General features: G+C 62.1%; 19 protein-coding genes and 1 pseudogene. 6 read left to right on the top strand and 14 right to left on the bottom strand.

Translation table 11 applies throughout. The features are described 5' to 3' along the window. Positions 1 to 191: 191 nt before the first annotated feature. From ycaC to M1E16_RS09630, 6 genes are all read right to left on the bottom strand, one after another. Positions 192 to 821 carry an isochorismate family cysteine hydrolase YcaC gene (gene ycaC / locus M1E16_RS09655; RefSeq protein WP_030141308.1) on the bottom strand — a complete coding sequence of 210 codons (630 nt, stop codon included), beginning with the start codon at positions 819 to 821 and terminating at the stop codon, positions 192 to 194. A 144-nt stretch (positions 822 to 965) separates the two neighbouring features. Beyond that, positions 966 to 2,804 carry an amidohydrolase gene (locus tag M1E16_RS09650; RefSeq protein WP_434605052.1) on the bottom strand — a complete coding sequence of 613 codons (1,839 nt, stop codon included), beginning with the start codon at positions 2,802 to 2,804 and terminating at the stop codon, positions 966 to 968. Between the two features lie 118 nt (positions 2,805 to 2,922). After that, positions 2,923 to 3,561, bottom strand: coding sequence for an antibiotic biosynthesis monooxygenase (locus tag M1E16_RS09645; RefSeq protein WP_458129753.1), 639 nt, complete (start codon positions 3,559 to 3,561; stop codon positions 2,923 to 2,925). Beyond that, positions 3,554 to 3,967, bottom strand: a complete 414-nt coding sequence (locus M1E16_RS09640) for a DoxX family protein (protein ID WP_458129752.1) — start codon at positions 3,965 to 3,967, stop codon at positions 3,554 to 3,556. Before M1E16_RS09640 ends, M1E16_RS09645 begins: the two co-directional genes overlap by 8 nt. Then, positions 3,964 to 4,911 (bottom strand): LysR family transcriptional regulator, encoded by a 948-nt coding sequence (locus M1E16_RS09635; protein WP_305495573.1) that lies wholly within the window; start codon positions 4,909 to 4,911, stop codon positions 3,964 to 3,966. Before M1E16_RS09635 ends, M1E16_RS09640 begins: the two co-directional genes overlap by 4 nt. Before the next feature lie 60 nt (positions 4,912 to 4,971). After that, positions 4,972 to 5,793 (bottom strand): alpha/beta fold hydrolase, encoded by an 822-nt coding sequence (locus M1E16_RS09630; RefSeq protein WP_458129751.1) that lies wholly within the window; start codon positions 5,791 to 5,793, stop codon positions 4,972 to 4,974. Positions 5,794 to 6,140: 347 nt separating this feature from the next. Here M1E16_RS09630 and M1E16_RS09625 point away from each other — a divergent pair, with 347 nt between their 5' ends. Next, positions 6,141 to 8,951 (top strand): ATP-binding protein, encoded by a 2,811-nt coding sequence (locus M1E16_RS09625; protein ID WP_458129750.1) that lies wholly within the window; start codon positions 6,141 to 6,143, stop codon positions 8,949 to 8,951. Here the strand turns inward: M1E16_RS09625 and M1E16_RS09620 are convergent. Together M1E16_RS09620 and M1E16_RS09615 are read right to left on the bottom strand one after the other, a co-directional pair. Then, the gene (locus tag M1E16_RS09620) at positions 8,898 to 10,406 is read right to left on the bottom strand and encodes an ATP-binding protein (protein WP_458129749.1); all 1,509 of its coding nucleotides are present in this window, start codon (positions 10,404 to 10,406) and stop codon (positions 8,898 to 8,900) included. The two genes, M1E16_RS09625 and M1E16_RS09620, sit on opposite strands and share 54 nt — an antisense overlap. A 182-nt stretch (positions 10,407 to 10,588) precedes the next feature. Then, the gene (locus M1E16_RS09615) at positions 10,589 to 11,539 is read right to left on the bottom strand and encodes a GlxA family transcriptional regulator (RefSeq protein WP_458129748.1); all 951 of its coding nucleotides are present in this window, start codon (positions 11,537 to 11,539) and stop codon (positions 10,589 to 10,591) included. Between the two features lie 340 nt (positions 11,540 to 11,879). Here M1E16_RS09615 and M1E16_RS09610 point away from each other — a divergent pair, with 340 nt between their 5' ends. After that, positions 11,880 to 12,602 (top strand): pirin family protein, encoded by a 723-nt coding sequence (locus M1E16_RS09610; protein WP_434695100.1) that lies wholly within the window; start codon positions 11,880 to 11,882, stop codon positions 12,600 to 12,602. Positions 12,603 to 12,735: 133 nt separating this feature from the next. On the opposite strand, the gene M1E16_RS09605 is transcribed toward M1E16_RS09610, so the two are convergent. After that, complete coding sequence (locus M1E16_RS09605) at positions 12,736 to 13,611, bottom strand: LysR family transcriptional regulator (protein WP_458129747.1); 876 nt, start codon at positions 13,609 to 13,611, stop codon at positions 12,736 to 12,738. A 111-nt stretch (positions 13,612 to 13,722) separates the two neighbouring features. On the opposite strand from M1E16_RS09605, the gene M1E16_RS09600 reads away from it, so the two are divergent. After that, a complete protein-coding gene (locus tag M1E16_RS09600; protein ID WP_458129746.1) occupies positions 13,723 to 14,934 on the top strand; it encodes a YbfB/YjiJ family MFS transporter in 1,212 nt (403 codons plus the stop codon). Positions 14,935 to 14,937: 3 nt separating this feature from the next. On the opposite strand, the gene M1E16_RS09595 is transcribed toward M1E16_RS09600, so the two are convergent. Beyond that, positions 14,938 to 15,969 carry a GlxA family transcriptional regulator gene (locus M1E16_RS09595; protein ID WP_434624735.1) on the bottom strand — a complete coding sequence of 344 codons (1,032 nt, stop codon included), beginning with the start codon at positions 15,967 to 15,969 and terminating at the stop codon, positions 14,938 to 14,940. A 270-nt stretch (positions 15,970 to 16,239) separates the two neighbouring features. Between M1E16_RS09595 and M1E16_RS09590 the strand changes: the two are divergent. Further along, positions 16,240 to 17,274 (top strand): annotated as a pseudogene (locus tag M1E16_RS09590) (cache domain-containing protein); the annotation flags it as partial. 54 nt (positions 17,275 to 17,328) lie between these two features. Further along, the gene (locus M1E16_RS09585) at positions 17,329 to 18,183 is read left to right on the top strand and encodes a methyl-accepting chemotaxis protein (RefSeq protein ID WP_434605050.1); all 855 of its coding nucleotides are present in this window, start codon (positions 17,329 to 17,331) and stop codon (positions 18,181 to 18,183) included. Positions 18,184 to 19,768: 1,585 nt separating this feature from the next. Here the strand turns inward: M1E16_RS09585 and M1E16_RS09580 are convergent. From M1E16_RS09580 to M1E16_RS09565, 4 genes are all read right to left on the bottom strand, one after another. Next, on the bottom strand, positions 19,769 to 20,656 hold the full coding sequence (locus M1E16_RS09580; protein WP_458129745.1) for a DMT family transporter: 888 nt from the start codon (positions 20,654 to 20,656) through the stop codon (positions 19,769 to 19,771). A 66-nt stretch (positions 20,657 to 20,722) separates the two neighbouring features. Then, positions 20,723 to 21,616 (bottom strand): dihydrodipicolinate synthase family protein, encoded by an 894-nt coding sequence (locus tag M1E16_RS09575; protein WP_458129744.1) that lies wholly within the window; start codon positions 21,614 to 21,616, stop codon positions 20,723 to 20,725. A gap of 53 nt (positions 21,617 to 21,669) precedes the next feature. Next, positions 21,670 to 22,905, bottom strand: coding sequence for an aromatic ring-hydroxylating oxygenase subunit alpha (locus M1E16_RS09570; protein WP_458129743.1), 1,236 nt, complete (start codon positions 22,903 to 22,905; stop codon positions 21,670 to 21,672). Positions 22,906 to 23,179: 274 nt separating this feature from the next. Continuing rightward, positions 23,180 to 24,148: a LysR family transcriptional regulator gene (locus M1E16_RS09565; RefSeq protein WP_434605048.1), complete on the bottom strand. Its 969-nt coding sequence runs from the start codon at positions 24,146 to 24,148 to the stop codon at positions 23,180 to 23,182. Between the two features lie 332 nt (positions 24,149 to 24,480). On the opposite strand from M1E16_RS09565, the gene M1E16_RS09560 reads away from it, so the two are divergent. Continuing rightward, positions 24,481 to 25,641 (top strand): quaternary amine ABC transporter ATP-binding protein, encoded by a 1,161-nt coding sequence (locus tag M1E16_RS09560; protein WP_458129742.1) that lies wholly within the window; start codon positions 24,481 to 24,483, stop codon positions 25,639 to 25,641. Positions 25,642 to 25,650: the final 9 nt, after the last annotated feature.

The following is a 25,650-nucleotide window of genomic DNA, read 5'->3' as shown; positions in this document are numbered from 1 at the left end:
GTCTTGGTGACGTAACTTGCATAGCCGTTGACCGGGCTGATGTCTTCGCGAGCAGGCTCGCTCCCACAGTGGTTCGGGGCGCTTCAAACCCTGTGGGAGCGAGCCTGCTCGCGAAGGCGGTAGTTCAGCTTGATAGATTGGTCAGGCACAAAAACGCCCGCACAAGGCGGGCGTCGTCCAGCAAGGCGCGCTTATTTGGCGGTCAGCGCCGAGTAGCTGTTCATCAGGTTGCGGTAGTTGGGGATGCGCTGGGACAGCAGGTTGCCCAGGCCTTCGATGTCGTTGCGCCAGTCGCGGTGCAGCTCACAGGCCACCGAGAACCAGTTCATCATCTGCGCGCCGGCGGCGGTCATGCGCACCCAGGCGGCTTGTTGCACGGTTTCGTTGAACGTACCCGAGGCGTCGGTCACGACAAACACGTCGAAACCTTCAGCCAGGGCCGACAGGGTCGGGAACGCCACGCAGACATCGGTCACTACGCCGGCGATGATCAATTGCTTGCGGCCGGTGGCCTTGATCGCCTTGACGAAGTCTTCGTTGTCCCAGGCATTGATCTGGCCAGGGCGCGGAATATACGGCGCGTCCGGGAACATTTCCTTGAGCTCCGGCACGATCGGGCCATTGGGGCCCTGTTCGAAACTGGTGGTCAGGATGGTCGGCAGGCCAAAAAACTTGGCCAGGTCAGCCAGGGCCAGCACGTTGTTCTTGAACTCGTTGGGCGAGAAATCCTGGACCAGGGAAATCAGGCCAGTCTGGTGATCGACCAGCAGGACCACCGCGTCGTCTTTGTTCAGGCGGTTGTAGGCGGGAACGTTGCTCATGGGATGACTCCTTTGGGATGGATATATTGAAACCAATGTGGGAGCGAGCTTGCTCGCGAAGGCGTCGTCACATCCGACAACCTTGCAAGCTGACACACCGCTTTCGCGAGCAAGCCCGCTCCCACAGGGAAATATGCTTGTCAGTTAAAAGGCAAAACACGAACAGCCAAACGCGCCCCAGAAACCCTGGAAGTCGCTGACCGGCACGTTCGACAGACGCGCCCGTTCATGGCTGTGGGAATGCACCTTGCACGGCCCGCTGCACTGGTGGACTTGCGCCTGCAATGGCGAAGCCGGGCGCCAGTGGCCGGGAACCTTGACCACCGGCGACCAGTCCGGCAGTACCGGGACGCTGGCCGGGCCGAGTTTTTCGAAGTCGCCGGCGGCGTAGACGACCTTGCCGTCCACCACGGTCAGCACCGATTCGATCCACTTGATGGCTTCTTCCTCGACGCTGAAGAAATCCGCGCTCAGGGCTGCCAGGTCCGCCAGTTGGCCAACCTTGATCTGGCCCTTCTTGCCCTGCTCCGAGGAGAACCAGGCGCTGCCATGGGTGAACAGCTCCAACGCGGTCAGCCGCGGCAGGCCTTCTTCGTGCAGCGAGAGACCGCCGACGGTGCGGCCGCTGACCATCCAGTACAGCGAGGTCCACGGGTTGTAGCTGGAGACCCGGGTGGCGTCGGTGCCGGCGCCCACCGGTACACCTTCGGCCAGCATGCGCTTGATCGGCGGCGTGGCTTCGGCGGCCTTGGCGCCGTAGCGGTCGACGAAATATTCACCCTGGAAGGCCATGCGGTCCTGGATCGCGATGCCACCGCCCAGCGCGCGGACCCGCTCGATGTTTTTCGGCGTGATGGTCTCGGCGTGGTCGAAGAACCACGGCAGGCCGTTGAACGGAATGTCGCGGTTGACCTTCTCGAACACGTCGAGCATGCGGCTGATGGATTCGTCATAGGTGGCGTGCAGGCGGAACGGCCAGCGCTGCTCGACCAGATGACGCACCACCGGCTCCAGGTCCTGCTCCATGCCCGGCGGCAGGTCCGGACGCGGTTCGAGGAAGTCTTCGAAGTCCGCCGCCGAGAACACCAGCATTTCACCGGCACCGTTGTGCCGCAGGAAATCGTCGCCCTGGTGCAGCTTGACGCTGCCGGTCCAGTTCTTGAAGTCGGTGAGTTCTTCCTTGGGCTTCTGGGTGAACAGGTTGTAGGCGATGCGCACCGTCAGCTGCTGCTCGCGAGCCAACTGCTCGATGACTTCGTAGTCGTCCGGGTAGTTCTGATAGCCGCCGCCGGCGTCGATCGCGCTGGTCAGGCCCAGGCGATTGAGCTCGCGCATGAACTGGCGGGTGGAGTTGACTTGGTATTCCAGCGGCAGCTTCGGCCCTTTCGCCAGCGTCGAGTAAAGGATCATCGCGTTGGGCCGCGCCACCAGCATGCCGGTCGGATTCCCGTTGGCATCGCGAACGATCTCGCCGCCCGGCGGGTTCGGCGTGTCGCGGGTGTAGCCGGCCACCCGCAGCGCGGCGCGGTTGAGCAAGGCGCGGTCATACAGGTGCAACACGAACACCGGGGTGTCGGGCGCGGCCTGGTTCAGTTCTTCCAGGGTCGGCAGGCGTTTTTCGGCGAACTGGAATTCGTTCCAGCCCCCCACCACCCGTACCCATTGCGGGGTCGGGGTGCGATCGGCCTGGTCCTTGAGCATGCGCAAGGCGTCGGCCAGGGACGGCACGCCTTCCCAACGCAGCTCCAGGTTGTAGTTCAGGCCACCGCGGATCAGGTGCAGGTGCGAGTCGTTGAGGCCGGGAATGACGGTGCGGCCCTTGAGGTCGATGACCTGGGTGCCGCTGCCACGCAAGGCCATGGCCTCGGCATCGGTGCCCACGGCGACGAAACGGCCCTGGCTGATGGCAACCGCGCTGGCGCGAGGTTTTTCACGGTCGACGGTATGGAACTGGCCATTGAACAGAATCAGATCGGCGTTCATTGGATGTCCTTCTGGATGGGAAGATGAAAGAGACAGGCGTGGCCAGAAAGCCGCCGCCGCGCTGAGCAGGGATCCGGCGGCCAGCAACTGGCGGCGCAGCGGATCGGTCGGGTCGTCTTTATTGGCCATCGCCGGGCTCCAGGTGTTGGTGGGCCTTGGACGCTTCCAGCCACGGCGCGAACAGACGCGTCGCCAGCGGCATGCACACGTACACCACCGAGAGCACGATGGTCACGGTGATCAGGAACGTGGCGACCACGTAATTCGACAGAAACGCGTTGAGTTGCAGCAGCGGGCCCCAGAGCAACGGCACCAGCAAGGTGTGCGGCAGGATGACCAGCAAGGTCACCACCGATTGCTTCCAGCGCGGTGGCGGCGTGGCGACATCGGCCAGCGGGGCGAACCAGAATTCCTTGTGCGGGGCGACTTCTGTCTGGTCGCCGTCCGCCAGCAGCGGCGCGGCCTCTTCCACCAGTTCGCGGCGCTCGGGCGAGTCCAGCCAGCGCTGCATGGCCTCGGTGGAGCAGAACCGCAGCACGCAGGTGAACAGCGACAACCCGCCCTGCTTGCCCCGGACTACGTCCACGCCCAGATGCCCCGGCCATTGGCCGGCCACGCTGACGATGCGCCGCAACCAGGCTTCATAGGCGCCGTCCTGCCCGGCCTTGACCCGGTGCTTGACTACCAGGGTGACGATTTCATCGAAGCCGGGGATCGCCGGGATCGCGGTTGATTCAAGGGTTTGGGATTCAGGCATGACGCAGCACTCCAGCAAAACGCGCTTTGATCGCCAGGCCTCCCGGGCCGGCAATGAACACGCTGGTAAATATGATCAGCAGCAACCAACCGAACTGGCCTTCTTCCAGGCTCCATTGCGGGTGCACCACGAGCAGCGCAACGGCCAGCAGGAAGAGGATGGGCAAGCACGCCAGGCGCACCAGCACGCCAGCCATGATCAGCAGCGGGCAAAGCACCTCGGCGAAAATCGCCAGGATCAGCGTGGGCGCCGCGCCGAGGTGGAACGGGTCTTCGATGCGGGTCAGCTCGGCGCTGTAGTTCAGCAGCTTCGGCAAGCCATGGACCCACAGCAAAAACAGCGCGCCGCTCAGGCGCAGGAACAGCAGGCCGAGGTCCTGCATGCGGCGTTCGTCAGTGGTGTTCATCGGTGAGCTCCGGCCGGGTCCGTCGAGGCGGCTGCCGGCAACGGTTGGGACATGTGGGTGGCGATGCGCGAGCGCAGCCAGCGCTCGGCGGGGTCGTTGTCATGCACGCCGCTCCAGACCATCGACAACTCGGCGGCATTGATCTCGAACGGCGGGTCTTCGGCGCGCAAGGCGCAACCCTCTACCAGCGCGCAGGCGGCGTAGTCCGGCACCGTGGCGATCAGCTCGGTGCCCGCCAGCAAGGCGCGTAGCCCGCTGAACTGCGGCACGGCCAAGACCACTTTGCGGGCCCGACCGATGCGCGCCAGGTCCAGGTCGATGTTGCCGCTCAGGTCGCCCGAGAACGACACCATGGCGTGGGGTCGCGAGCAGTAGTCGTCCAGGGTCAGCGGCCCCGGGCGCTTGTCGCCACGCAGGACCTTGCAGGGAATGTCCCGCAGTTTCTTGCGCTTGGCATTGGCCGGCAGGTCGGTGGTGTAGCTGACGCCGACGCTGATTTCGCCGCTGGCGAGCAACGACGACATCAGCAGAAAATTGGCCCGGCGCACCACCACGATGATGCCCGGCGCTTCTTCGCGCAATTGACTGAGCAGCGGTGGAAACAGGCCGAATTCGGCATCGTCGGACAGACCGATGCGGAACACGTCGCAACTGGTGGACGGATCGAACGCCTTGGCCCGGCTGACCGCGCCGGAAATGGTGTCCATGGCCGGCTGCAATTCTTGCAGGATCGCCAGGGCCCGAGGCGTCGGTTCCATGCCCCGGCCGTGACGGATCAGCAGCGGATCATCGAACAGATCCCGCAGCCGCCCGAGCGCCGCGCTCACCGCCGGTTGGCCCATAAACAGCTTTTCGGCGACACGGGTCAGGTTCTTCTCGAACATCAGCGCCTCGAAGATCACCAGCAGGTTCATGTCGAGGCGGCGTAGATCGTTGCGGTTCATCGGTGTGAGGTCCTGTTTAAACTGTGGGAGCTGGCTTGCTCCCACAGGTTCATGGCTTGATCAACCCTGGATGAACGCCAGCAGGTCGGCGTTCAGCCGGTCCTTGTGGGTGTCGGTCAGGCCATGGGGCGCGCCCGGATAGACCAGCAGCTGCGAGTTCTTGAGCAGCTTGGCGGCCGCGATGCCGGCGGTTTCGATCGGCACGACCTGGTCGTCATCGCCATGCACCACCAGGGTCGGCACGTCGATGTTGCGCAGGTCTTCGGAAAGATCGGTCTCGGAGAAGGCCTCGATGCAGTCATAGGCGTTCTTGTGGCCGGCGAGCATGCCCTGCATCCAGAACCAGTCGATCATGCCCTGGGACACCTTGGCACCCGGACGGTTAGCGCCGAAAAACGCGCTGGCCACATCCTTGTATAGCTGAGAACGGTCGGCCAGGGAGGCCTGGCGGAAGCCGTCGAACACCTCGATGGGCAGGCCGCCGGGGTTGGCCGCGGTCCTGAGCATCAGCGGCGTGACCGCCGAGATCAGGCCGAGCTTGGCGACGCGGGCGGCGCCGTGCCGACCGATGTAGCGCGCCACTTCGCCACCGCCGGTGGAGAAACCGAGCAACACCGCGTCCTTGAGGTCCAGGCGCTCGATCAGCTCGGCCAGGTCATCGGCGTAGGTGTCCATGTCATTGCCGTCCCAGGGCTGGCTGGAACGCCCGTGACCACGACGGTCGTGAGCAATCACCCGATAGCCGTTGGACGCCAGGAACATCATCTGCGCCTCCCAACTGTCCGAATTCAACGGCCAGCCGTGGCTGAAGACCACCGGTTGGCCACTGCCCCAATCCTTGTAGTAGATCTCGGTGCCGTCGCGGGTGATGAAGGTGCTCATGACGTGATTCCTTGAGGTCGGTGGATCATTCAATGGTCCGGCCAGGAGAGGCATGTGCGTGAGTTAAACGTTGTTAATTTTTTTGGGACTGAGGTGTTAACAAGCTACAGGAGAGCACTTTTGTGGCGAGGGAGCTTGCTCCCGCTGGGCTGCGCAGCAGCCCCGGAATTGTCACTTCGGTGTGCCAGATTGGTTGGGGTGGTGCTTTTGGGGCCGCTTCGCGGCCCAGCGGGAGCAAGCTCCCTCGCCACGGGGGCTTGGTTGGAACAACACGTCCCACCGTTGCGCTTGACGCAAAACCTGAGGAATATGCTCGGGTACAGCGGGAACAGAACCTTGAGCAGACCATGAGCCAATACCTCAGCCTGCCCGTCGAACAGACGGTGCATTTCGGCCCCTACCGGGTCCATCCGCGCCAGCGCCTGGTGCTGGAGGGCGGGCAGCCGTTGCGCCTGGGCCGGCGGGCGGTGGAAATTTTGCTGGTGCTGCTCGAACACGCCGGCCAAGTGGTGAGCAAGCAGCAACTGATCGCCCGGGTCTGGCCAAAAAGCGTGGTGGAGGACACCAACCTGCGGGTTCACGTGGCGGCGTTGCGCAAGGCCCTGGGCGACGGCCAGGCCGGTCAGCGTTATATCGTCACGGTGGCGCAGCGCGGCTACAGTTTTGTCGCACCGGTGACATTCGAAGCGCCCGAGGAACTGGCGCGCATCCCCCACCCCTCCCTGGCGCGCAACCTGCCGCCGCGCCGTACCCGCATGATCGGCCGCCAGGGCCTGGTGGAGAGCCTGGTGGCGCAGCTCCCGCGCAAACGCTTCATCAGCCTGGTCGGCAGCGGCGGCATCGGCAAGACCACCGTCGCCTTGCGGGTTGCCGAACGGCTGCTTGGCCAGTACCGCGACGGCACCTGCCTGCTGGACCTGGCCTCGCTCAACGACGCGGCCATGATCGCCCCCAACCTCTGTGCGCTGCTGGAGCTGACGCTGCATGACGGCGAACCGCTTGACGCGATCGTCCGGCAACTCAAGGACCGCCATCTGCTGCTGGTCATCGACACCTGTGAACACCTGATCGATGCCGTCGCGCTGCTCTGCGAAACCCTGCTGCGCGGCGCGCCTCACCTGCACATCCTGGCCACCAGCCGCGAAGGCCTGCGCGCCGAAGGCGAACACGTGCAGCGCCTCGATTCGCTGGCGTTTCCGCCAAGAGGCATGGTCATCGAAGGTTATCCGGCCCTGGAATTCCCGGCGCTGCAACTGTTCGCCGAACGGGCGATGGCCAGCCAGGACGATTTTGAGCTGACGGACCACGAGGTTCCGCTGATCGTCGATATCTGCCAGCGGCTCGACGGAATACCCCTGGCGATCGAACTGGCCGCCGCCCAGGTCGGGCGCTTTGGGCTGGAGGCGCTATGCCGGCAACTGCAGGACAGCGTCGCCCTGCTCGACCATGACAGGCACGCCAGCGCACCGCGCCAGCAGACCCTGCGCGCCACGGTGGACTGGAGCTTCGCGCTGCTCACGCCGTGCGAACAGACCTGCCTGCGGCGCCTGGCGGTGTTCATGGGCAGTTTCAACCTGGCGTCGGCCGCGGCAGTCATCGTCGGCCAGCACGTCGCGCCGGAACAGGTACTGGTCTCGATCAGCCAGTTGGTGGCGAAATCGTTGCTCAACGTCGAGATCGGCGACGATGAGGTCCGTTATCGGTTGCTGGACACCACGCGCAGCTACGCCCTGGAAAAACTGCTGGAGGCCGGGGAACTGGCCGCCACCCGGGAGCGCCACGCCGAGCGCTGCCTGACGCTCATGGAACAGGCTGAAAAGGATTGGGAAAACACTTCTACGCGCGTGTGGATCGCACGCTACGCGGCCTATCGGGACGACATCCGCGCGGCGCTCGACCGCGGGCTGGGCCCGCAGGGTTCGCACGCCGTGGCGATCCGCCTGGCCGCGCGCACCCTGCCGCTCTGGCAAGAGCTGTCGCTGCTCAAGGAGCACGGGCTGTATGTCAGCAAGGCGCGGGCGCTGCTACGGGCCAGCCCCTCGCCGTGCCCGAGATTGACCCTCGCCCTGGAACTGGCCCACGGCAGTTTCAACTACCACACCGAGGGCGGTACGCCGGCCACTGTCGAAGCCTTCGTCACGGCCCGCCACCTGGCCCGGCAGTGCCAGGACCGGGCGGGCGAATTGCGCGCATTGTCGGGCCTCATGACGGTCAATCTCAGCGCCGGCCGCTATCAGAAGGCGCTGGAGCAAAGCCTGGATTTCGATCGCCTGGGCCTGCCGGGCGACCCGGTCCTGTCCTTGAGTACCCAGCGCCTGCGGGTGCTGGCGCTGCATTTCACCGGCGACCAGGACGGCGCGCGACGCGACGCCGAGCAGGTCATCCAGCGCCTGGCCCAGAATGGTCACCTGAGCCGCTTCAGCCACGGTTTCGGCGTGCAATACGAGCAGAGCGTGGCCGCGCTGACGATCCTGTCGCGCATCCTCTGGCTGCAAGGGTTCGCCGAAAAAGCCCGGCGCACGGCCAACCTCGCGCTACAGATTGCCCTGCAGATCAACCACGGCCTTTCGATCTGCTACACCCTGGCGATCGCCGGTTGCGTGATCGCCCATTACACCGGCGATCAGCCGACCGCCCGGGAACGGCTGGACATGTTGAAGCAGCAGGCCAAACGCCATTCGGTCATGCTCTTCCATGATTGGGCTGGCCATTACGAGCGCGCCTTCGACGGCGCCAGTCCGCAGTCGCACTTGAGCGCTTGCGGCCTGATCCAGGATACCGTCGTCACTCTGCGCGGCGATGCCGTCAGCCCGCAGCAGATCGAGCGCGCCCATAGCGGCGCGGCAGGCTGGTGCTCGGCGGAAATCCTGCGCATCGCTGCCGAAGCGTTGCTGGCCGAGGGAAAAGCGGGCGCAGAAAGCCGTGCCGAAGAGTACTTGCACGCCGCGCTGGCGGTAGCCCGGAGCCAAGGCGCGCTGGCCTGGCAATTACGCAGTGCCATGTCGCTGGCCCGGCTGTGGCAACGGCGCGGCCAGGATGCGGCCGCGCAGGATGTGCTCGCTTCGGTCTATCGGCGCTTCAGCGAAGGGTTCGACACACCCGACCTAAAGGAAGCCGGCGCGCTGCTCCAGACGCTGACTCGCCAGCTCGGGTCTTGAACGCCGCGCCAGCCAGGCCTCCTGCAACACGTAGCGCCGATGGAGCGACTGCCACTGGCCAGCGCGGCGCAACTTTTCCAAGGCATAGGCACGCGTGGTATTGAGCAGGTGGTAGCGATTGCCTTCGGCACCTTGTTCAACCATCACCAGCGACTGCTTGACCAGCCGTGACAGCAGCCAGGGCAATCGCCCCACCCCGACGTCGGTGCAACTGACCACAGCCAGCGCAGCCTTCAACGTGAACGGCTGCTCGAACACCGCCAGCCGCTGGAACACCGTCCGTTCGTCGTTGCCCAAGCGCTCGAAACTCCAATCCAGCGCCGCATCAAGGCTGCGGTGGCGCGCCACGGCTGTACGGCGGCCGTGGCTCAACAGTGACAGACCGTAGTCCAACTGTTCCAGGACCCCCGCCACGCCCAGCACATCAACCTGGGCCGCCGCCAGCTCCAGCGCCAACGGCAATCCGTCCAGGCGCTGGCAGATTTGTGCGAGAGGCGCGAGGTCGCGTTCACCCGGCTTGAAGCCCTGCTGTCGGGCACCGACCCGATCGACCAGCAAGCGCACCGCCGGACTCGCCAATATCAAGTGGCCGGGCTCGCTGGCCGTCGCCACGGCCAGACCGGCCAATTGCACGACATGTTCATCTGCAAGCTCCAAGGCTTCGCGACTGCTCAACAACAGCGATACGCCAGGGGCCGCTGAGCGCAGCGTCAAGGCCAGCTCCCGGCAGGCATCGAGCTGGTGTTCGGCGCCGTCGAGCACCAGCAACATCCGGCACGATTGCAGGCACTGTTCCAGCGAGCCGCCCGTCAGGCCAAGGGTTTGCATGATCCGCGGGCAGACCTCGGCCGGGTCGCTGATCGCCGCCAGGTCAATAAACCAGGCGCCGTCGGCGAAATGCTCAAGCAACAGTTCCGCCGCCCGCGACACCACCGTGGTCTTGCCGATACCGCCCGGGCCGACGACGGTGGTCAGGGGCTGGCGAGGAACCTCGACCAACAGCCGTCCCAGCAGCTTGTCGCGACCGATCACCGGGCTCAGGCGCGCGGGCAGATTGTGCCGCTCGGAGCGCCTGGCGCCGGATGATTCAGCACTCGGCTGCGGGGTCAGGGGCACGGCGAAGCAGTAGCCCTGGCGCGGATGATTGAGAATGTAGCGATTGCCATCCTGCCCGGCACCGAACGCCCGCCGTAAGGCGGCAATGTGCACCCGCAGGTTGATGTCTTCCACCACGCTGTCGGGCCAGACCTGGGCGATCAGGGTTTGCTTGCTGATGAAGGAGCCCGCATGGGCAACCAGCAAGTGCAGGATGTCCAGGGCGCGACCGCCAAGGGCCAGGGGCTCGCCATCGCGGGTAACCAGCCGCTGCTGGCGGTGAAAGACAAACGGACCGAAGCGCACCGTTGTTTCGGTGCTCACCGCTGTTGCGGCGCAAGGTTTGGTGAAGCTGTTCATGAGCGATCCAGCGACAGAAAACCGGTCCGGGCGTGGCGCTGCGGATCGCCGCACACACTGCCCTGGCTCCTGCGCATCCTTTGCAGAGGGTTCGCCGTTATCTTGGCAGCCATAGGGCAGAGAACAATGCTGGCACAGGGCGCATCACGGACATCACGGTGCCCTGGACGGACACCGAAGGCTCAACTGAACTGCTGCCGGTACTGGACCGGTGTCAGGCCGAGTTTTTCGCTGAACAACTGGCGCATATGCCGGACGCTGCCAAAGCCACTGCGAAACGCCACGGTCTTGAGGGGCAAGTCGGTGGACTCCAGCAACTGCCGCGCCCGATCGATGCGCGCACCTTGCAGGAATTCCATCGGCGTCATTTTGACTTCGCGCTGGAAAACCCGGGCGAAATGCCTTGAGCTCATGGCGGCCAAATCGGCCATGCGCTCGATGGAAAACGGCTCTTCCAGATGTTCCATCACGTAATGCTGCACCCGGGTAACCGCCGATTCCTGTGCCGCCACCGTCGCTACCAGCGGGCTGAACTGCGCTTGCCCACCCTGGCGCTGCATGACCACCAGCAAGACCTTGGCCACATCCAGCGCGACTTTGCGGCCATGGTCCTGGGCGACGATGGACAGGGCCATGTCGATACCGGCCGTGACCCCGCCGGAGGTGATCAACCGTCGGTCATGCAAGATGATCTTGTCGGTCTCGACCAAAGCCTTGGGGAACCGCTGGATCAGGCGTTCGGTGTAATGCCAATGGGTGGTGACCCGATAGCCGTCGAGCAAGCCCGCCTCTCCCAGGATGAAGGCTCCCGTGCAGATCGACCCGTAGCGCGTGGCCCGCTGCGCCGACGCCCGCAACCAGGTGTGCAAGCCCGGATGCCTGTCGTTATAGGCACCAGGCCCGCCCGGTACCAGCAGTACGTCGTAGGCCGCCCAAGCCTGGTCGATATGGATGTCGGCCTGGACAGTCACCCCGTTGGAGGCTCGCAACGCCCCGCGCTCGGTGCCCAGGGTCAGCAACTGATAGTGCTGGTCCGGCGCGAGAAAACGATTGGCGATGGAAAACACTTCGAGCGGCCCGGCCATGTCGAGCAGCAGGAAATCGGGGAACAGCACCATTGCAACGGTTTTCATGGGGCGGACGCCAAAACTAAGGAACGCATTGGAAGGCTCATGCACGGCAAACATGTTTAGACAATCTGGTGTGGGAGCGAGCCTGCTCGCGAAGGCAGTTTGTCAGCCGCCATCGATAAAACCTGTACCGACGTATTCGCGAGCAGGCTCGCTCCCACAAGGGTTCATGGTTTGATCGGCTGGCATTATGACGAAGCGCAGCGCTCCCGGCGAGATTGTCCACTCAGAACGGACAGTATTTCCACATTCAGCCGCTTATTGAATGCGCCGATAACCATTAACCTTCTTCTGTACCCGGCGAACGGCCAAGGCCACCGCCCACTGAACCAGGAGAATCATCATGCTGACCCTTCGCAAAGCTTCTGATCGCGGCATCGCTCGTCACGGCTGGCTGACGTCGTTCCACACCTTTTCCTTTGCCAACTACCGCGACCTCAACCAACAGGGTTTTTCCGACCTGCTGGTGATCAACGACGATCGGGTCGCCGCCGCCAAAGGTTTCGGCCAGCACCCACACCGGGACATGGAGATTTTCTCCTACGTGCTCGAAGGCGCGCTGGAACACAAGGACACCCTGGGCACGGGCTCGGTGATTCGTCCGGGTGATGTGCAGTTGATGAGCGCCGGCAGCGGCGTGGCCCACAGCGAGTTCAATCACAGCGCGGACGAGCCGGTGCACTTCCTGCAGATCTGGATCGTGCCCAATGTCGTGGGCGCTACGCCGCGCTACCAGCAGGAGCACTTCAGCACCGAACAGAAACGCGGTCGCCTGCAACTGATCATCTCCCCGGACGGCGCCGAGGGGTCGTTGCACGTACGCCAGGACGCACGGGTGTATGCCGGGCTGTTCGATGGCCAGGAAAGTGCCACGCTGACCTTGGCCGCTGATCGTTATGCCTATGTGCATGTGGCCCGGGGCAGCGTCGAGCTCAACGGCGTGGCGTTGCAGGAAGGCGACGGTGTGCGGGTACGCAACGAACAGGCATTGACGCTGGGCAACGGCCAGGATGCCGAGGTGCTGGTGTTTGACCTGCGGCCGCAGGAACTGCCGCAAATGCCATGAGGCCGACGCCCTATGTAATGGGTGTAACTGGTGTAACTGGTGGGAGCGAGCCTGCTCGCGAAGGCGGTGGGTCAGCCAACATGACAGTTGGCTGACCTGACGTTTTCGCGAGCAGGCTCGCTCCCACATTTACTTAATTGTTCTCCTGGGAAAACGCCGCGACAATCTCATCGATCACCGCCCGCACCCGCGCCGTGTGGCGCAGATCCGCGTGAGTCACCAGCCACACCTCATACGGCAGCGGTCGCGTGCGCTGCGGCCAGAGCCGCACCAGCCCGTCGCGCTCGCCCATGTACACCGGAATTTCTCCCACCCCGATCCCCGCCCCGATCGACCTGCGTACCAGCAGGCTTGAGCTCAGGCTGGCGACAATCCGTCCTCGGCCGACCGGTTCGGCCACCAGGGTGAAATCCTTTTGGCCCTGCCAGTACGGTTGATAGACCACCAGGTCATGCCCTTCGAAAGCACTGCCCGGCGCAGGCTCCCCATGAGCGTCGACGTAATCCTGCGAGGCGAACAGCCCCACCGGCCAGCGCGCAATCCGCCGGGCGATGAGATCAGGATTGTCGGGCCGGGTATTGCGCACGGCAATGTCCGCTTCACGCTTGACCAGGCTGATGATCTGCGTGGAGGCATCCAGTTGCACGCGGACGTCGGGATGCCGCGCATGCAGGCGAGCGATGGCCGGGATGAGGAAATCGATCGCCAACGAATCGGTGGTGGCGACGCGTACGTTGCCGATCAACCGATCGTCCAGGCCCTGGATGCGACGCTCAAGCTCCAGGGCCGACTGCTCCATTTTCTCCACGGCCTTGAGCGCCGCTTCGCCCACCGCCGTCAGCGCATAACCGTCGGAGGTGCGCAGGAACAACGCGGCGCTCAAGGATTTTTCCAACGCGACGATCCGTCGCCCCACGGTCGCCTGATCCACGCCCAGTATCCGGGCCGCTCCACGCAGTGTCGACTCCCGACATACCGCGAGAAACACCCGCGCGTCATCCCAATTCATTCGCCCTCTCCCGCTGCAAAACTGCATCACCATGTCGCGAAATCGCTGCATAAACGCTCCAACGATAGCCGATATGCTGGACGCCATAAACCTTTCCAGAGGATCGTTCCCATGCACACCCAATCCACGGCGCTGGACTCATCCCCGACGGGCATCTGGTTGCCGATATTCGCCGGCCTCTGCGCCAGCCTCGTCAGCATCGGCCTCGCACGCTTCGCCTACACGCCGTTGATTCCGTCGCTGATCGAAGCGCATTGGTTCAGCGCCAACGACGTGGTTTACCTGGGAGCGGCGAACCTGGTGGGCTACCTGATCGGCGCCCTGCTCGGCCGGCCCATGGCTCGGCGCCTGGGCAACAAGCAGGCGCTGCGCCTGATGATGCTGGCCGTGACGGCGGCATTTTTTGCCTGCGCCTTCCCGGTGTCGGTGATCTGGTATTTCGCTTGGCGGCTGCTGTCGGGCATCGCCGGCGGCGCGATCATGGTGCTGGTGGCGGCGACCGTACTGCCGCATGTGCCCGCCGCGCGCAGAGGCTTGGCCAGTGGTGCGATTTTCCTTGGCATCGGGCTGGGTATCGCCGGCTCCGGAACGATTGTGCCGCCGCTGTTGAGCCACGGTCTGCAGGCGACCTGGCTGGGGCTCGGCGTGTTGTCATTGGTGCTGACCGGGCTGAGCTGGTTCGGTTGGCCGGAAGATTCTGCCCAGGCGACAAGCTTCGCGAAACACGCCACACCGGCCGAACCCACGCCCCGCGCGGTGTATCAGCTGTTCGCCCAATACGCCTTCATGGCGGCAGGGTTGGTCCCGGCAATGGTGTTCCTGGTGGACTACGTAGCGCGTGGTCTCAAGGCGGGCGCCCATGTCGGTGCGCTGGTCTGGGTGATGTACGGCCTCGGCGCGATTATCGGCCCGGTAACCTACGGCCTTTTCGCCGACCATCTGGGCGCGCGCAAAAGCATACGACTGGTGCTGGCCGTCCAGGCCGTTGCCCTTGGCCTGCTGGCGATTACCCAGAGCTTCCTGGCGCTGGCGGTACTGGCGGTGCTGATCGGCTCGTTCCCGCCGGGCATCGTGCCGTTGGCCCTGGCCCGGGTGCACGAACTGGTGCCGGACCATCATCGCCAGCAAGTCGCCTGGAGCCGCGCCACCGTTTCATTCGCAACCTTTCAGGCGCTCGCCGGGTTCGGCTATTCGGCGCTGTTCAATGCCAGTGGCGGACAGCATGCGGTGCTGTTCCTGGTTTCTGCGGGGGCGATCGTGGTGGCGCTGCTGCTCGATTTCACGCCCAAGCTGTTCGCAAGGCCCGCAAACGCGGGCGGCTAAACCTTACTTGCGCCCAAACGTCGAACGATAGCTACCCGGCGGCACACCAAAAAAATCGCGGAAACGTCGCTGGAAATGCGGGGAGCTGACGAAGCCGGTGGCCACGGCGATTTCGGTCACCGAGCGGTTGGTCTGCTGGATGAGCTGGCGTGCGCGTGTCAGGCGCAGTTCCAGGTAATAACGCGTCGGGGTCGCACCGAGGAACCGGCAGAACCGCCGTTCCAGCTGGCGCTTGGAGACCTTGACGCAGGCCGCCAGCTCATCGATCGTCAACGGCTCCTCGACGTTTTGCCACATCAGTTCCAGCGCCAGCTTGAGGCTTTCCGGCAGCGTCGGATCGGTCTCGACGAAGATCGGCGGCAGGTCCGTGGCGTCATCCCCTGATTCATCGCAGCGAAGGATCTCTTCGATTGCCCCCACCAGCGCCTCGCCGCCGGTGCGGCGGATCAGCTGGAGCATCATGCGCAGCGAGCTATTGGCGCCCGCGCAGCTGACTCGCTCGCGGTCCACGACATAGGCGCGGCTGGTGACTTTCACATGGGGGAACATTTCGGCCATCGTCGCCCGACTTTCCGGATGGACCGCGCATTCGAAACCATCGAGCAGGTTCGCCTCTGCCACAAAAAAAACGCCGTTCCACAACCCCCCCACTATCGCCCCGGACGTCGCATGGGCGCGCAGCTTGCGCCGCAATAACGGCGTGCCTTGCAACTTCACACGAAAGCCTCCGGCGACAATCAGCACGTCGAGGTTATCGGGCAATTGCGCCAGCTCGATATCGGTGGAAATCACGATGCCCAGGTCACTCGTCACCTGCCCGCCCGAAGCGCCCACCGTCAGCACTTCATAAAGCGGCATGTCGCTCATCAGGTTGGCGGTGACCAGCGCGTCCACCGCGCCGGTAAAGGACATCATGGAAAAGTTGTCCATCAGCACAAACGCGACGCGCACCGGCGCTTGTCCCTCAGGCGCAGCCCCTTGGGGGCGATAGGCCATGTTCTTGTTCTTGAGTACGCTTTCGAATGCGCTGGGCATGGGGCCTCGTGAGACAGGAAGGCGATCTGGACCGGACCCGGGCGGATTGCCCGAGCCAAGCCATCTTCCCGATTAACCGCAAAGGCAACCATCGCCTGCGCGACATCACTGTCAGCGTTAGCGACGTCCGACCAGTGGCGACCTCAAGGGAATACGACATTGGTCGATAGCCTCAGAGTAGGCATGGGCGCTTTTCCCCCAAGAGTTCGCAACGCTCACCGCTACTGTTTCCGCCGTTTCCAACACCGATAAATACCTGCGGGAGAAGTCATGAATATCAAACAGAAGCTGACATGGGCGTTCGCGACCATTGCCTGCCTCCCGGTTATCCTGGTGGCGGTGCTCGTTGTATTGAACCTGCGCGATGCGGCACAAGCCAACTTCCTGGACAGCAGCGGCCGCGAGATCCGCCAGATCGACAACGGCATGAAGCAGTTCTTCGACGGCATCATGCAGAACGTCGAGTTCTTCGCCAAGGATCCGCGTATCGTCGCGGCCAAGGACCTGAAGAACTACTCGGGTGCTGACGCCGCGCAGATCCCGCTGACCGAGAACAACAAACAGCTGCTGGCGATTTTCGACCAGTTCGCCAAGAGCCATCCAACCACCGCCTACCTGTCCCTGGGCCTGGCGGATGGTGGCTATGCCAGCTGGCCGGATGATCCGAAGATTTCCAACTACGACCCGCGCGTACGCCCCTGGTACAAGGCGGCTATTGCAGCGCCTGGCACCACCGTGAAAACCGATGCCTATTACTGGGCGCCGGACGACGTGTCGTTGATCGGCATCGTGCACACCGTCGCCGATGCCAGCGGCAAGCTGGTCGGCGTGGTCGGCCTCGATGTGTCGCTCAAACAGCTGACCGAACTGGTCAAGAACATCAAGCTGGGCGACAGCGGCTACCTGATGCTGGTGGAGGCCAGCGGCAACGTGCTGGTCGACCCCGCCGAGGCCAAGCACAACTTCAAGCCGCTGGCCGACCTCGGCCCCAATTACGCCGCGCTGGCCAAGAGCAGCGATGGCGCCACCCAGATCGAGATCGATGGCGTGCCCTACATGGCCAACATCGTCACCTCCAAAAGCCTGGGCTGGCGCTTCATCGGCCTGATCAAGCGCGACGAAGTGATGGCCGAGGCTTCGAGCCTGACCTGGTTGATCGCCGCCATCGCCGCCGCGCTGGCCGTGGTCTTCGCCATTGTCGGCGCCAGCTTCGCCAGCGTGATCGTGCGGCCGATTCGTGGTGTTGCCAATGGCCTGCAGGAAATCGCCGAAGGTGAAGGCGACCTCACCCGCAAACTGTCGGTGCAGGGCAAGGACGAAACGGCCACCCTGGCGGGTTGGTTCAACCAGTTCCTGGCCATGATCGCGCAACTGATGCAACGCATCGGCAGCGCTTCTTCCGACCTGCAAACTGCCGCGGCCGATACCAGCAACGTGGCCCAGAACATGAACGATGCCGCCGGGCGCCAGCGCCAGGCCGTGGAGCTGGTGAGCACCGCGTTCAACGAAATGGTCGCCACCGCCAACGAGGTGGCCCGCTCCTGCAGCCAGGCCGCCGTCAGCGCGGACACCGGCTATCGCGATGTACATGACGGCCAGCACCACATCGGCGAAGCCACCGGCAGCGTGCTAAAGCTGAGTGAGGAATTGCAGCAGTCGACCCAGACCATGCAGGCGCTGGAGCAGGACAGCAAGAACATCAACACCATCCTCGACACCATCCGTTCGATCGCTGAACAGACCAACCTGCTGGCGCTCAATGCGGCCATCGAAGCGGCGCGCGCGGGCGATCAGGGCCGCGGCTTTGCCGTGGTGGCCGACGAGGTGCGCGCCCTGGCGCGGCGCACCGCCGATTCCACCGGCGAGATCGACAGTCTGCTCGGCAACCTCGCGCGGCGCACCCAGGAAGTGACGCAACAGATGCAGAACAGCCTGCAGGTGTCGCACACCAGCGTCGAGCGCATCCAGCAGGCTCGCGACAGCTTCGACAAGATCCGCACCTCGGTGGACTCGATCCGCGACCAGAACACGCAGATCGCCACCGCCGCGGAGCAACAGCACCAAGTTGCGGAAGACATCAACCGCCACATCGCGCAGATCCATTCCGATGCGCAACTGGTCGAGGAATTCGCCCATACGGCGCAGACCGGTTCGGGACGGCTGACCGATATTTCCGGGCAGCTCAAGGGATTGGTGGGACGCTTCAGGTTCTAATCGGGCTAACGTCCACTGAAGATCAAAATGTGGGAGCGAGCCTGCTCGCGAAAGCGGTCTGACAGTCGATGGATGTGTTGATTGTGCTGGCCTCTTCGCGAGCAGGCTCGCTCCCACAAGGGGCCTGCGGTTACCTGGGTTTTGTGTCCGCTGAAGATCAACAATGTGGGAGCGAGCCTGCTCGCGAAGGCGGTCTGACAGGCGATAGATGTGTTGACTGTGCTGGCCTCTTCGCGAGCAGGCTCGCTCCCACAAAGGGGGCTGCGATTACTTGGGTTTTGTGCCCGCTGAAGATCAAAATGTGGGAGCGAGCCTGCTCGCGAAGGCGGTCTGACAGGCGATAGATGTGTTGACTGTGCTGGCCTCTTCGCGAGCAGGCTCGCTCCCACAAAGGGGGCTGCGATTACTTGGGTTTTGTGCCCGCTGAAGATCAAAATGTGGGAGCGAGCCTGCTCGCGAAGGCGGTCTGACAGTCGATAGATGTGCTGACTGTGCTGGCCTCTTCGCGAGCAAGCTCGCTCCCACAGGGGTTCTGCGGTTACCTGGGTTTTGTGTCCGCTGAAGAACAAAAATGTGGGAGCGAGCCTGCTCGCGAAGGCGGTCTGACAGTCGATAGATGTGCTGACTGTGCTGGCCTCTTCGCGAGCAGGCTCGCTCCCACAAGGGGCCTGCGGTTACCTGGGTTTTGTGTCCGCTGAAGATCAACAATGTGGGAGCGAGCCTGCTCGCGAAGGCGGTCTGACAGGCGATAGATGTGTTGGCTGTGCCGGCCTCTTCGCGAGCAGGCTCGCTCCCACAGGGGGTCTGCGGTTACCTGGGTTTTGTGCCCGCTGAAGATCAAAAATGTGGGAGCGAGCCTGCTCGCGATGGCGGTCTGACAGGCGATAGATGTGTTGACTGTGCTGGCCTCTTCGCGAGCAAGCTCGCTCCCACAAGGGGTTCTGCGGTTACCTGGGTTTTGTGTCCGCTGAAGATCAAAAATGTGGGAGCGAGCCTGCTCGCGATGGCGGTCTGACAGTCGATAGATGTGTTGACTTTGCTGGCCTCTTCGCGAGCAGGCTCGCTCCCACAAGGGGTTCTGCGGGTACCTGAACTTTGTGCCCGTGAAGATCAAAAATGTGGGAGCGAGCCTGCTCGCGATGGCGGTCTGACGATCGATAGATGTGTTGACTGTGCCGGCCTCTTCGCGAGCAGGCTCGCTCCCACAACGGGTCTGCGGTTACCTGGGTTTTGAGTCCGCTGAAGATCAAAAATGTGGGAGCGAGCTTGCTCGCGATGGCGGTCTGACAGGCGATAGATGTGTTGACTGTGCCGGCCTCTTCGCGAGCAGGCTCGCTCCCACAGGGGGTCTGCGGTTACCTGGGTTTTGTGTCCGCTGAAGATCAAAAATGTGGGAGCGAGCTTGCTCGCGATGGCGGTCTGACAGGCGATAGATGTGTTGACTGTGCTGGCCTCTTCGCGAGCAGGCTCGCTCCCACAAGGGGTTCTGCGGGTACCTGGGTTTTGTGTCCGCTGAAGATCAAAAATGTGGGAGCGAGCTTGCTCGCGAAGGCGGTGTCACAGCCGCTGGGTACCTGCCCGGTGGCTACCCTTTCGCCTTGATCGCATACATCCCACCCGCAATCACCAGACATGCTCCCACCACGGTCCAGGTGTCGGGCAGCTCACCGAATACCAGCAGGCCAATCAGCGTGGCGAACACCAGCAAGGTGTAGTTGAACGGTTGGAGCGTGGCTGCCGTTGCGTACTTCAGCGCCTGAAGCAATAACAGCTGGGCCACAACCCCGGTAGTGGAAAGCACCGCGATCAGGGCCCATTGCATCGGGCTCGGCGAAACCCAACCTGGAAGCCCCCACAAGGTGATGGCTACTGCGCCGAAGAATCCCATGTAAAGCAGGTTCGTAGCGAATGAATCATGCTGGCTGATGCGCCGGGTCAACACGCTGAAAATCGCAAAACCCAGGGCAGACAACAGCGGGACCAGCGCCGCCAGCTCGAAGACACCGGTGCCGGGGCGAAGGATAACCAGTGTCCCCGTAAAACCGATGGCGGCGGCTATCCATCGACGAACCCCGATGAACTCGCCCAGGAACGCTCCAGCCAAGGCCAGCGTCATCAGCGGGAAGACTGCATACAGCGCGTGCATTTCCGCCAGCCCAAGGTAGCGCAGCCCCAGTCCGAACAAGGCGATTTCACCCACGCCGATCAGGGCGCGAATGATCTGCAGGCAGGGGTGGCGGCTTCGACAAGCGGTGCGCAGGTTTCCCTGGAAAACGCCATAGCCGACAGCGAAAACCAGGAAGGCCCAATAGCGCACCATCACCAGCTGCGCAATCGGGAGATCCTTGACCAGTACCTTGGTAATCCCGTCCTGGCTGGCGAACACCAGCATCGAGAGAAGGCACAGGATGATACCGAGCTGAGGCCTGGGCACATCGTAAGCAGGTGCCGCGCTGTCCGACTGGTTGCTCATGGATCATTCCATTTCGAGGGAGACGACATCATTCGCCCGGCATGCTCGTAAGCCCGCGCCCCATCCTCAGGCGAGGTCAGATTCAAGCGCGATCAACGGTTCAAGGGCAACCTTGAGCGCGTCGAGTTTACCAGCAGCCAAACGCGCCAACGGCCGACGCGGGTTTCCCGCTCCGTAGCCGGTGATCTTGGCAGCGGCGTAGACCGACTGCACATAGTCACCCTGCCAGATCAACGACATCACCGGCTCTATTGACCGCCAGATCTCCCGGGCACTGATCCAGTCGTGCCTCATGGCGGCCTCTACCACGGCGACGCAAGCGCGCGGGGCCATGTTCGCGCCACCCCAGATCAGGCCTGCGGCCCCGGCGAAGAGCGCGTAGGGCACCAATGCATCGGCGCCATTCATCGTCGGCAGGCCCGTGCGGATCAGCGCGGCTTGGGCGGCAAGGTCACCACTGCTGTCCTTGACCGACACGAAGTTCGGAATCTCACTCAACTGGCGAAACAGCGACGGAGTGACTTCCACACCCACCGCCTGAGGCACGTTGTAGCCAATGATCGGCAACCCGGCTTCGGACACTGTGGAGTAGAAGTCAACGATGCACTGTTCGTCGGTTGGGCCTTCGAAGAACGGCGGCAGTACCATGACGCCATCGGCGCCACACCCGGCGGCGTGGCGGGTGCGCTGCACTACTTCGTCCACCAGCAAGGCAGAGGTTTGCACAATGACGCGAGCACGACCCTTGATGACGCTGGTGCCGAAGGCAGCCAGTTGCCTGGACTCTTCCTGGCTAAGGTAGACATGCATGCCGGTCCCCGAACTCAGGACAAAGCCCTCCACGCCGGCCACGAGATAGCGCTCAAGCAACGTTTCGAAGCGTGGATAGTCGATCTTGCCTTGGGCATCGAAAGGCGTGGTCACGGCCAGGTTGAGGCCGGAAAAAGCGAATGCGGACATTAACTCGAGCCTCTTCTTGTTCTTCTCTGATCGAACGCACTCATGACGGGGAATCAGCCCACCGACTTGAGCGGAATATGGGCCTGGAGCCGCTGAAGCATGGTTTCGCAGTACCAATCGTCAAACTGGCATACACCGTTTTCCGCGATGTCCGAAAAGGGTCCCGGCTCGTAGCTCGGTGAGGTAATGCCGGCCTGCGTACCTTCCACCAAACGACGGTCCTGATCGTTGGTGGCAAGCCAGACCTTGGTCAACCGATCAATCTCGTAGTCAACACCTTCAACGGCGGTATTGGGCACCAGCCATTTGGTCGTGACAAGCGTTTCGTCCGGTCCGATCGGGAGGACGCGGAAGCTCAACGCATGATCACCAAGGAAGTGGTTCCAGGTAGATGGGTAGTTGAAATACAGCAAGGCGCCAATATCCGGCTCGCCGCTTTTATCCAGGCGTCCCGCCACAGCAGGTTTACCGTCCATTGTGTAACTCACGGCGCCTGCCGAAAGTGGGATGCGTGTCATACGAAACCGGCCATTGGGATCCATGACCAGCTTGCTCGGCATACCCGCGGTCTCGCAGCGATTCCAGTGTGCGCTCAGTTCGGGATCATCTTCGCCGCCCACCCCGGCCACCGAAAGGTTCTCGACGAAGGAGTTCATCAATTCCGGATGGGTACCGTCGCAGTGGAAGCACTCGCGATTATTTTCAAAGACAAGTTTCCAGTTACCCTTTTCAATGAGGTTGGACTCGAAAGCGACCTTGCAGTTATCCAGGAAATGCGGGGCTATAAATGGACTTACAGCATTTCTGAAACTCTCGAATTCCGGCGCCTTGTCAGCGACACAGACATAAATGTAGGTGTGAACAACTTCACAATGGACAGGCTTCAAATTGTATTGCGACCTGTCGAAGTCGGCGCCCATGTTACCGGCAAACAAAAGACTGCCGTCCAGTTCGAAAGTCCACTTATGATAAGGACAGACCAGTTTTGCAACTTTGCCCTGGGCGTGCTCGCAAACTTTGGAGCCACGGTGACGACAGGCGTTGTGAAAAGCCCGGACCTGACCACTTTTGTCCCTGACGACCAAGACGGGATAGTCGCCGATCTGCAACGTCAGGTATTGCCCGGGTTTTTCAAGCTCAAAGGTATGCCCGGCAAAAATCCAGTCCTTGTGCCAGATCTGCTCAAGATCCTGCCGAAAAACCTCAGGTTCAATGTACAGTTCGCGAGGAATCGCGTGGCGCGCCTTGCGCTTTTGAATCAGGTCGATCACGGATGTTCTGATATTCATTATTATCCTCTACACATCAACCTGACGGTTAATGGCAAGTACGCCCAGAAAGCAGTGTCATGGCCAACGGATCCTGCGCGAACGATTGTTCAGCGCAGCCGCTGGATACACATGTATCAGCCATGTTTAGCCCGAAGGGTACGATAGCCAATCCGCTCGGCAAAACTACATTTTCGTTGTTCAACTGATAACTTGGCGTTATGACCGGGCGAATCCAGACACTACCTTGTTTGGATTTCGCTACCGGCCAAGAGGAGCCTACGTCGGGAGAAAGTTATACAGCCAATCTGGAAAACTTCGAGAGGATCCAGTCTCGCACTCTCCGACAGGCATCTTCATATTCAGTCCTTTCATTACAGGCAACATAATGAAGACTGTTTCGAAGCGTCACCTGCTGCTCGACGGGACGAACGAGCTGCCCTCTCTCGACCATGGCCCCGACCAGCTGGTTCCAGCCCAGTGCTACGCCCTGATGGGTCAAGACCATATTCATGATCAGGTTGTAATCATTGGCATGAAAAATAGGCGGGCAGTCACCAGGACGCTCATCAATATCAACGTTCAGAAACGCCAGCCATACCCCCCAGTCAACATGCTCAGCCACCCCCGACCGGCCATAGGGACTCAGATTGAGCAGCGAAGAATCGCGCACGCCTTCAAGCGAAGTCAGTTCGGGGTGCGCCTCCAGAAACACGGGAGAGCAAACAGGATAGATAATGTCGTGGCACAACTGATAACTCTTGTACCCGTCCCCGACTTTGCGGATCTTCGAGATAATGATGTCCGGCTCTACGCCAGGCTCCATATTCACAAAGTTCTGGGTAGTGATCAGATTGAACTCGATATCCGGGTTCGTTGCACGAAACTCTGGAAGATGTTCCGACAGCCATAATGCGGAGAATGCCGGTGAGCAACAAACAGTCAGAATGTGCTTCTGCGTCGGCGTGGTACGAATCCTTTCAGCCGCCTGTGCGATATTAACGAAGGACAGTTGCGCCGCCTCAAAAAAAATCTTCCCCTCGGCGGTCAGCTCTACAGTCCGCCCGGCACGCATGAACAATTGAGCGCCCAAGGAGTCCTCAAGCTCTCGGATCTGCCGACTGATCGCTGCTTGCGATACACAAAGTGCCTCCGCCGCCCGAGTGAAGCTTTCATATTTGGCGGCGGCGACAAACGCTCTGACAGCCCTGAGGGAAGGCATTCTAAGCAGTAATGTATCGGGGTCAACGTGTCTGCTGAGCATGGCAAGCCCTCGCACTCCTAGCATCCGCGAAAGCGCCGGAGCGTAACTCAATAGCCTGGCCCGGGCCATACAAAGCGTCGTGATTACGCCAAGGCGGTCGTTTCGACAGGCCTCGATAACGTTAGGTTATCGATAAAGCCCGGTAAATGTTGTTGGATTTAACACAAGGATACCCATAGATTGAAAAAAAGCCCGAGCCCAAGGGCAAACAATAAAAACAAGGTCAATGTCATGCGCCATTCAATCATTTATTCCTGCCCGCCTAAATTACCAACGCTCGAACTCAATTCGATTTCGTGCGCTTGTAGCGTTACACGCAAAGGAGGGACGCGATGACTAGTTCAGACGAAATCATTTCTGTTAAGAACGTTTTCAAGATATTCGGCGCACAACCCGACGCGGCGATGAAGATGCTTGCCGCTGGCGCCTGCAAAAAAGATGTGTTTGAGAAAACAGGCCAGGTTATTGGTGTTTTCGACGCCAGCTTCGCCGTCAAGCGTGGCGAAATCTTTGTGATCATGGGGCTCTCGGGTTCTGGCAAGTCGACGATGGTGCGTCTGTTCAACCGCCTTATCGAGCCCACCTCCGGCAGCATTTATCTGAACGGTCGGGAAATCACCGGGCTGGCTGATAAAGCCCTGCTTGATGTTCGCCGTAAAGAGATGGGCATGGTGTTCCAATCCTTCGCCCTGATGCCTCACATGAGTGTCCTGGAGAACACCGCCTTCGGCCTGGAAATTTCCGGCATCGGTGAAAAAGAACGGCATAGCCGCGCCAGGGAAGCCCTCAGCCAGGTCGGTCTTGCGGGACAGGAGCACAGTTATCCGCATCAACTTTCCGGCGGCATGCAGCAACGCGTAGGCCTGGCCCGTGCGCTGGCCAACGACCCGACCATCCTGCTGATGGACGAGGCCTTTTCCGCCCTGGACCCGCTTATCCGCAGCGAGATGCAGGGGGAGCTCATTCGCCTGCAAGCCGAACAGAAGCGGACCATCATTTTTATCTCCCACGACATCGAGGAAGCCGTTCGCATCGGCCACCGCATCGCGATCATGGAGGGCGGCCAGGTGGTACAGATCGGCACGCCTCAAGAGCTGATCAGCCAACCCGCCAATGACTATGTACGCACCTTTTTCAAAGGATTCGACAGCTCACGGATACTCAAGGCAGGCGACGTGGCCAGGCTTGATCCGGAATGGGTTCGTAAAGTGAATGGTCAAGCACCGCAGTTCAAGGCCGGTCTTCCGTTTGGTTACCTGGTCGATGAACGAGGGCAACTGCTCGGGGTCGTCGACATCGATACCAGTGGCGCGGGTGGCAGCACACATCACACCCAGCACCAACACCAGCCGGTATTTACCGATACGCCCCTGCACGAAGTATTGGAAATTGCGGCCAACCTGCCGTATCCGGTCCCTGTACTGGACCGCTCGGGCGCGCTCACCGGGACCCTGTCAAAGAGCGAGTTGCTGCAAACGCTGAGCCGCCATTGATACAACCGT

Source organism: Pseudomonas sp. Z2-11 (assembly GCF_054161305.1).
The sequence above is the reverse complement of the archived record's forward strand: the minus strand, read 5'-3'. Positions and strand labels throughout refer to the sequence as shown.

Excerpts from the sequence above, each read along its gene's own strand:
- ycaC (WP_030141308.1), bottom strand. The coding sequence starts at position 821 with ATGAGCAACGTTCCCGCCTACAACCGCCTGAACAAAGACGACGCGGTG.
- M1E16_RS09650 (WP_434605052.1), bottom strand. The coding sequence starts at position 2,804 with ATGAACGCCGATCTGATTCTGTTCAATGGCCAGTTCCATACCGTCGAC.
- M1E16_RS09645 (WP_458129753.1), bottom strand. The coding sequence starts at position 3,561 with ATGCCTGAATCCCAAACCCTTGAATCAACCGCGATCCCGGCGATCCCC.
- M1E16_RS09640 (WP_458129752.1), bottom strand. The coding sequence starts at position 3,967 with ATGAACACCACTGACGAACGCCGCATGCAGGACCTCGGCCTGCTGTTC.
- M1E16_RS09635 (WP_305495573.1), bottom strand. The coding sequence starts at position 4,911 with ATGAACCGCAACGATCTACGCCGCCTCGACATGAACCTGCTGGTGATC.
- M1E16_RS09630 (WP_458129751.1), bottom strand. The coding sequence starts at position 5,793 with ATGAGCACCTTCATCACCCGCGACGGCACCGAGATCTACTACAAGGAT.
- M1E16_RS09625 (WP_458129750.1), top strand. The coding sequence starts at position 6,141 with ATGAGCCAATACCTCAGCCTGCCCGTCGAACAGACGGTGCATTTCGGC.
- M1E16_RS09620 (WP_458129749.1), bottom strand. The coding sequence starts at position 10,406 with ATGAACAGCTTCACCAAACCTTGCGCCGCAACAGCGGTGAGCACCGAA.
- M1E16_RS09615 (WP_458129748.1), bottom strand. The coding sequence starts at position 11,539 with ATGAAAACCGTTGCAATGGTGCTGTTCCCCGATTTCCTGCTGCTCGAC.
- M1E16_RS09610 (WP_434695100.1), top strand. The coding sequence starts at position 11,880 with ATGCTGACCCTTCGCAAAGCTTCTGATCGCGGCATCGCTCGTCACGGC.
- M1E16_RS09605 (WP_458129747.1), bottom strand. The coding sequence starts at position 13,611 with ATGAATTGGGATGACGCGCGGGTGTTTCTCGCGGTATGTCGGGAGTCG.
- M1E16_RS09600 (WP_458129746.1), top strand. The coding sequence starts at position 13,723 with ATGCACACCCAATCCACGGCGCTGGACTCATCCCCGACGGGCATCTGG.
- M1E16_RS09595 (WP_434624735.1), bottom strand. The coding sequence starts at position 15,969 with ATGCCCAGCGCATTCGAAAGCGTACTCAAGAACAAGAACATGGCCTAT.
- M1E16_RS09585 (WP_434605050.1), top strand. The coding sequence starts at position 17,329 with ATGATCGCGCAACTGATGCAACGCATCGGCAGCGCTTCTTCCGACCTG.
- M1E16_RS09580 (WP_458129745.1), bottom strand. The coding sequence starts at position 20,656 with ATGAGCAACCAGTCGGACAGCGCGGCACCTGCTTACGATGTGCCCAGG.
- M1E16_RS09575 (WP_458129744.1), bottom strand. The coding sequence starts at position 21,616 with ATGTCCGCATTCGCTTTTTCCGGCCTCAACCTGGCCGTGACCACGCCT.
- M1E16_RS09570 (WP_458129743.1), bottom strand. The coding sequence starts at position 22,905 with ATGAATATCAGAACATCCGTGATCGACCTGATTCAAAAGCGCAAGGCG.
- M1E16_RS09565 (WP_434605048.1), bottom strand. The coding sequence starts at position 24,148 with ATGCTCAGCAGACACGTTGACCCCGATACATTACTGCTTAGAATGCCT.
- M1E16_RS09560 (WP_458129742.1), top strand. The coding sequence starts at position 24,481 with ATGACTAGTTCAGACGAAATCATTTCTGTTAAGAACGTTTTCAAGATA.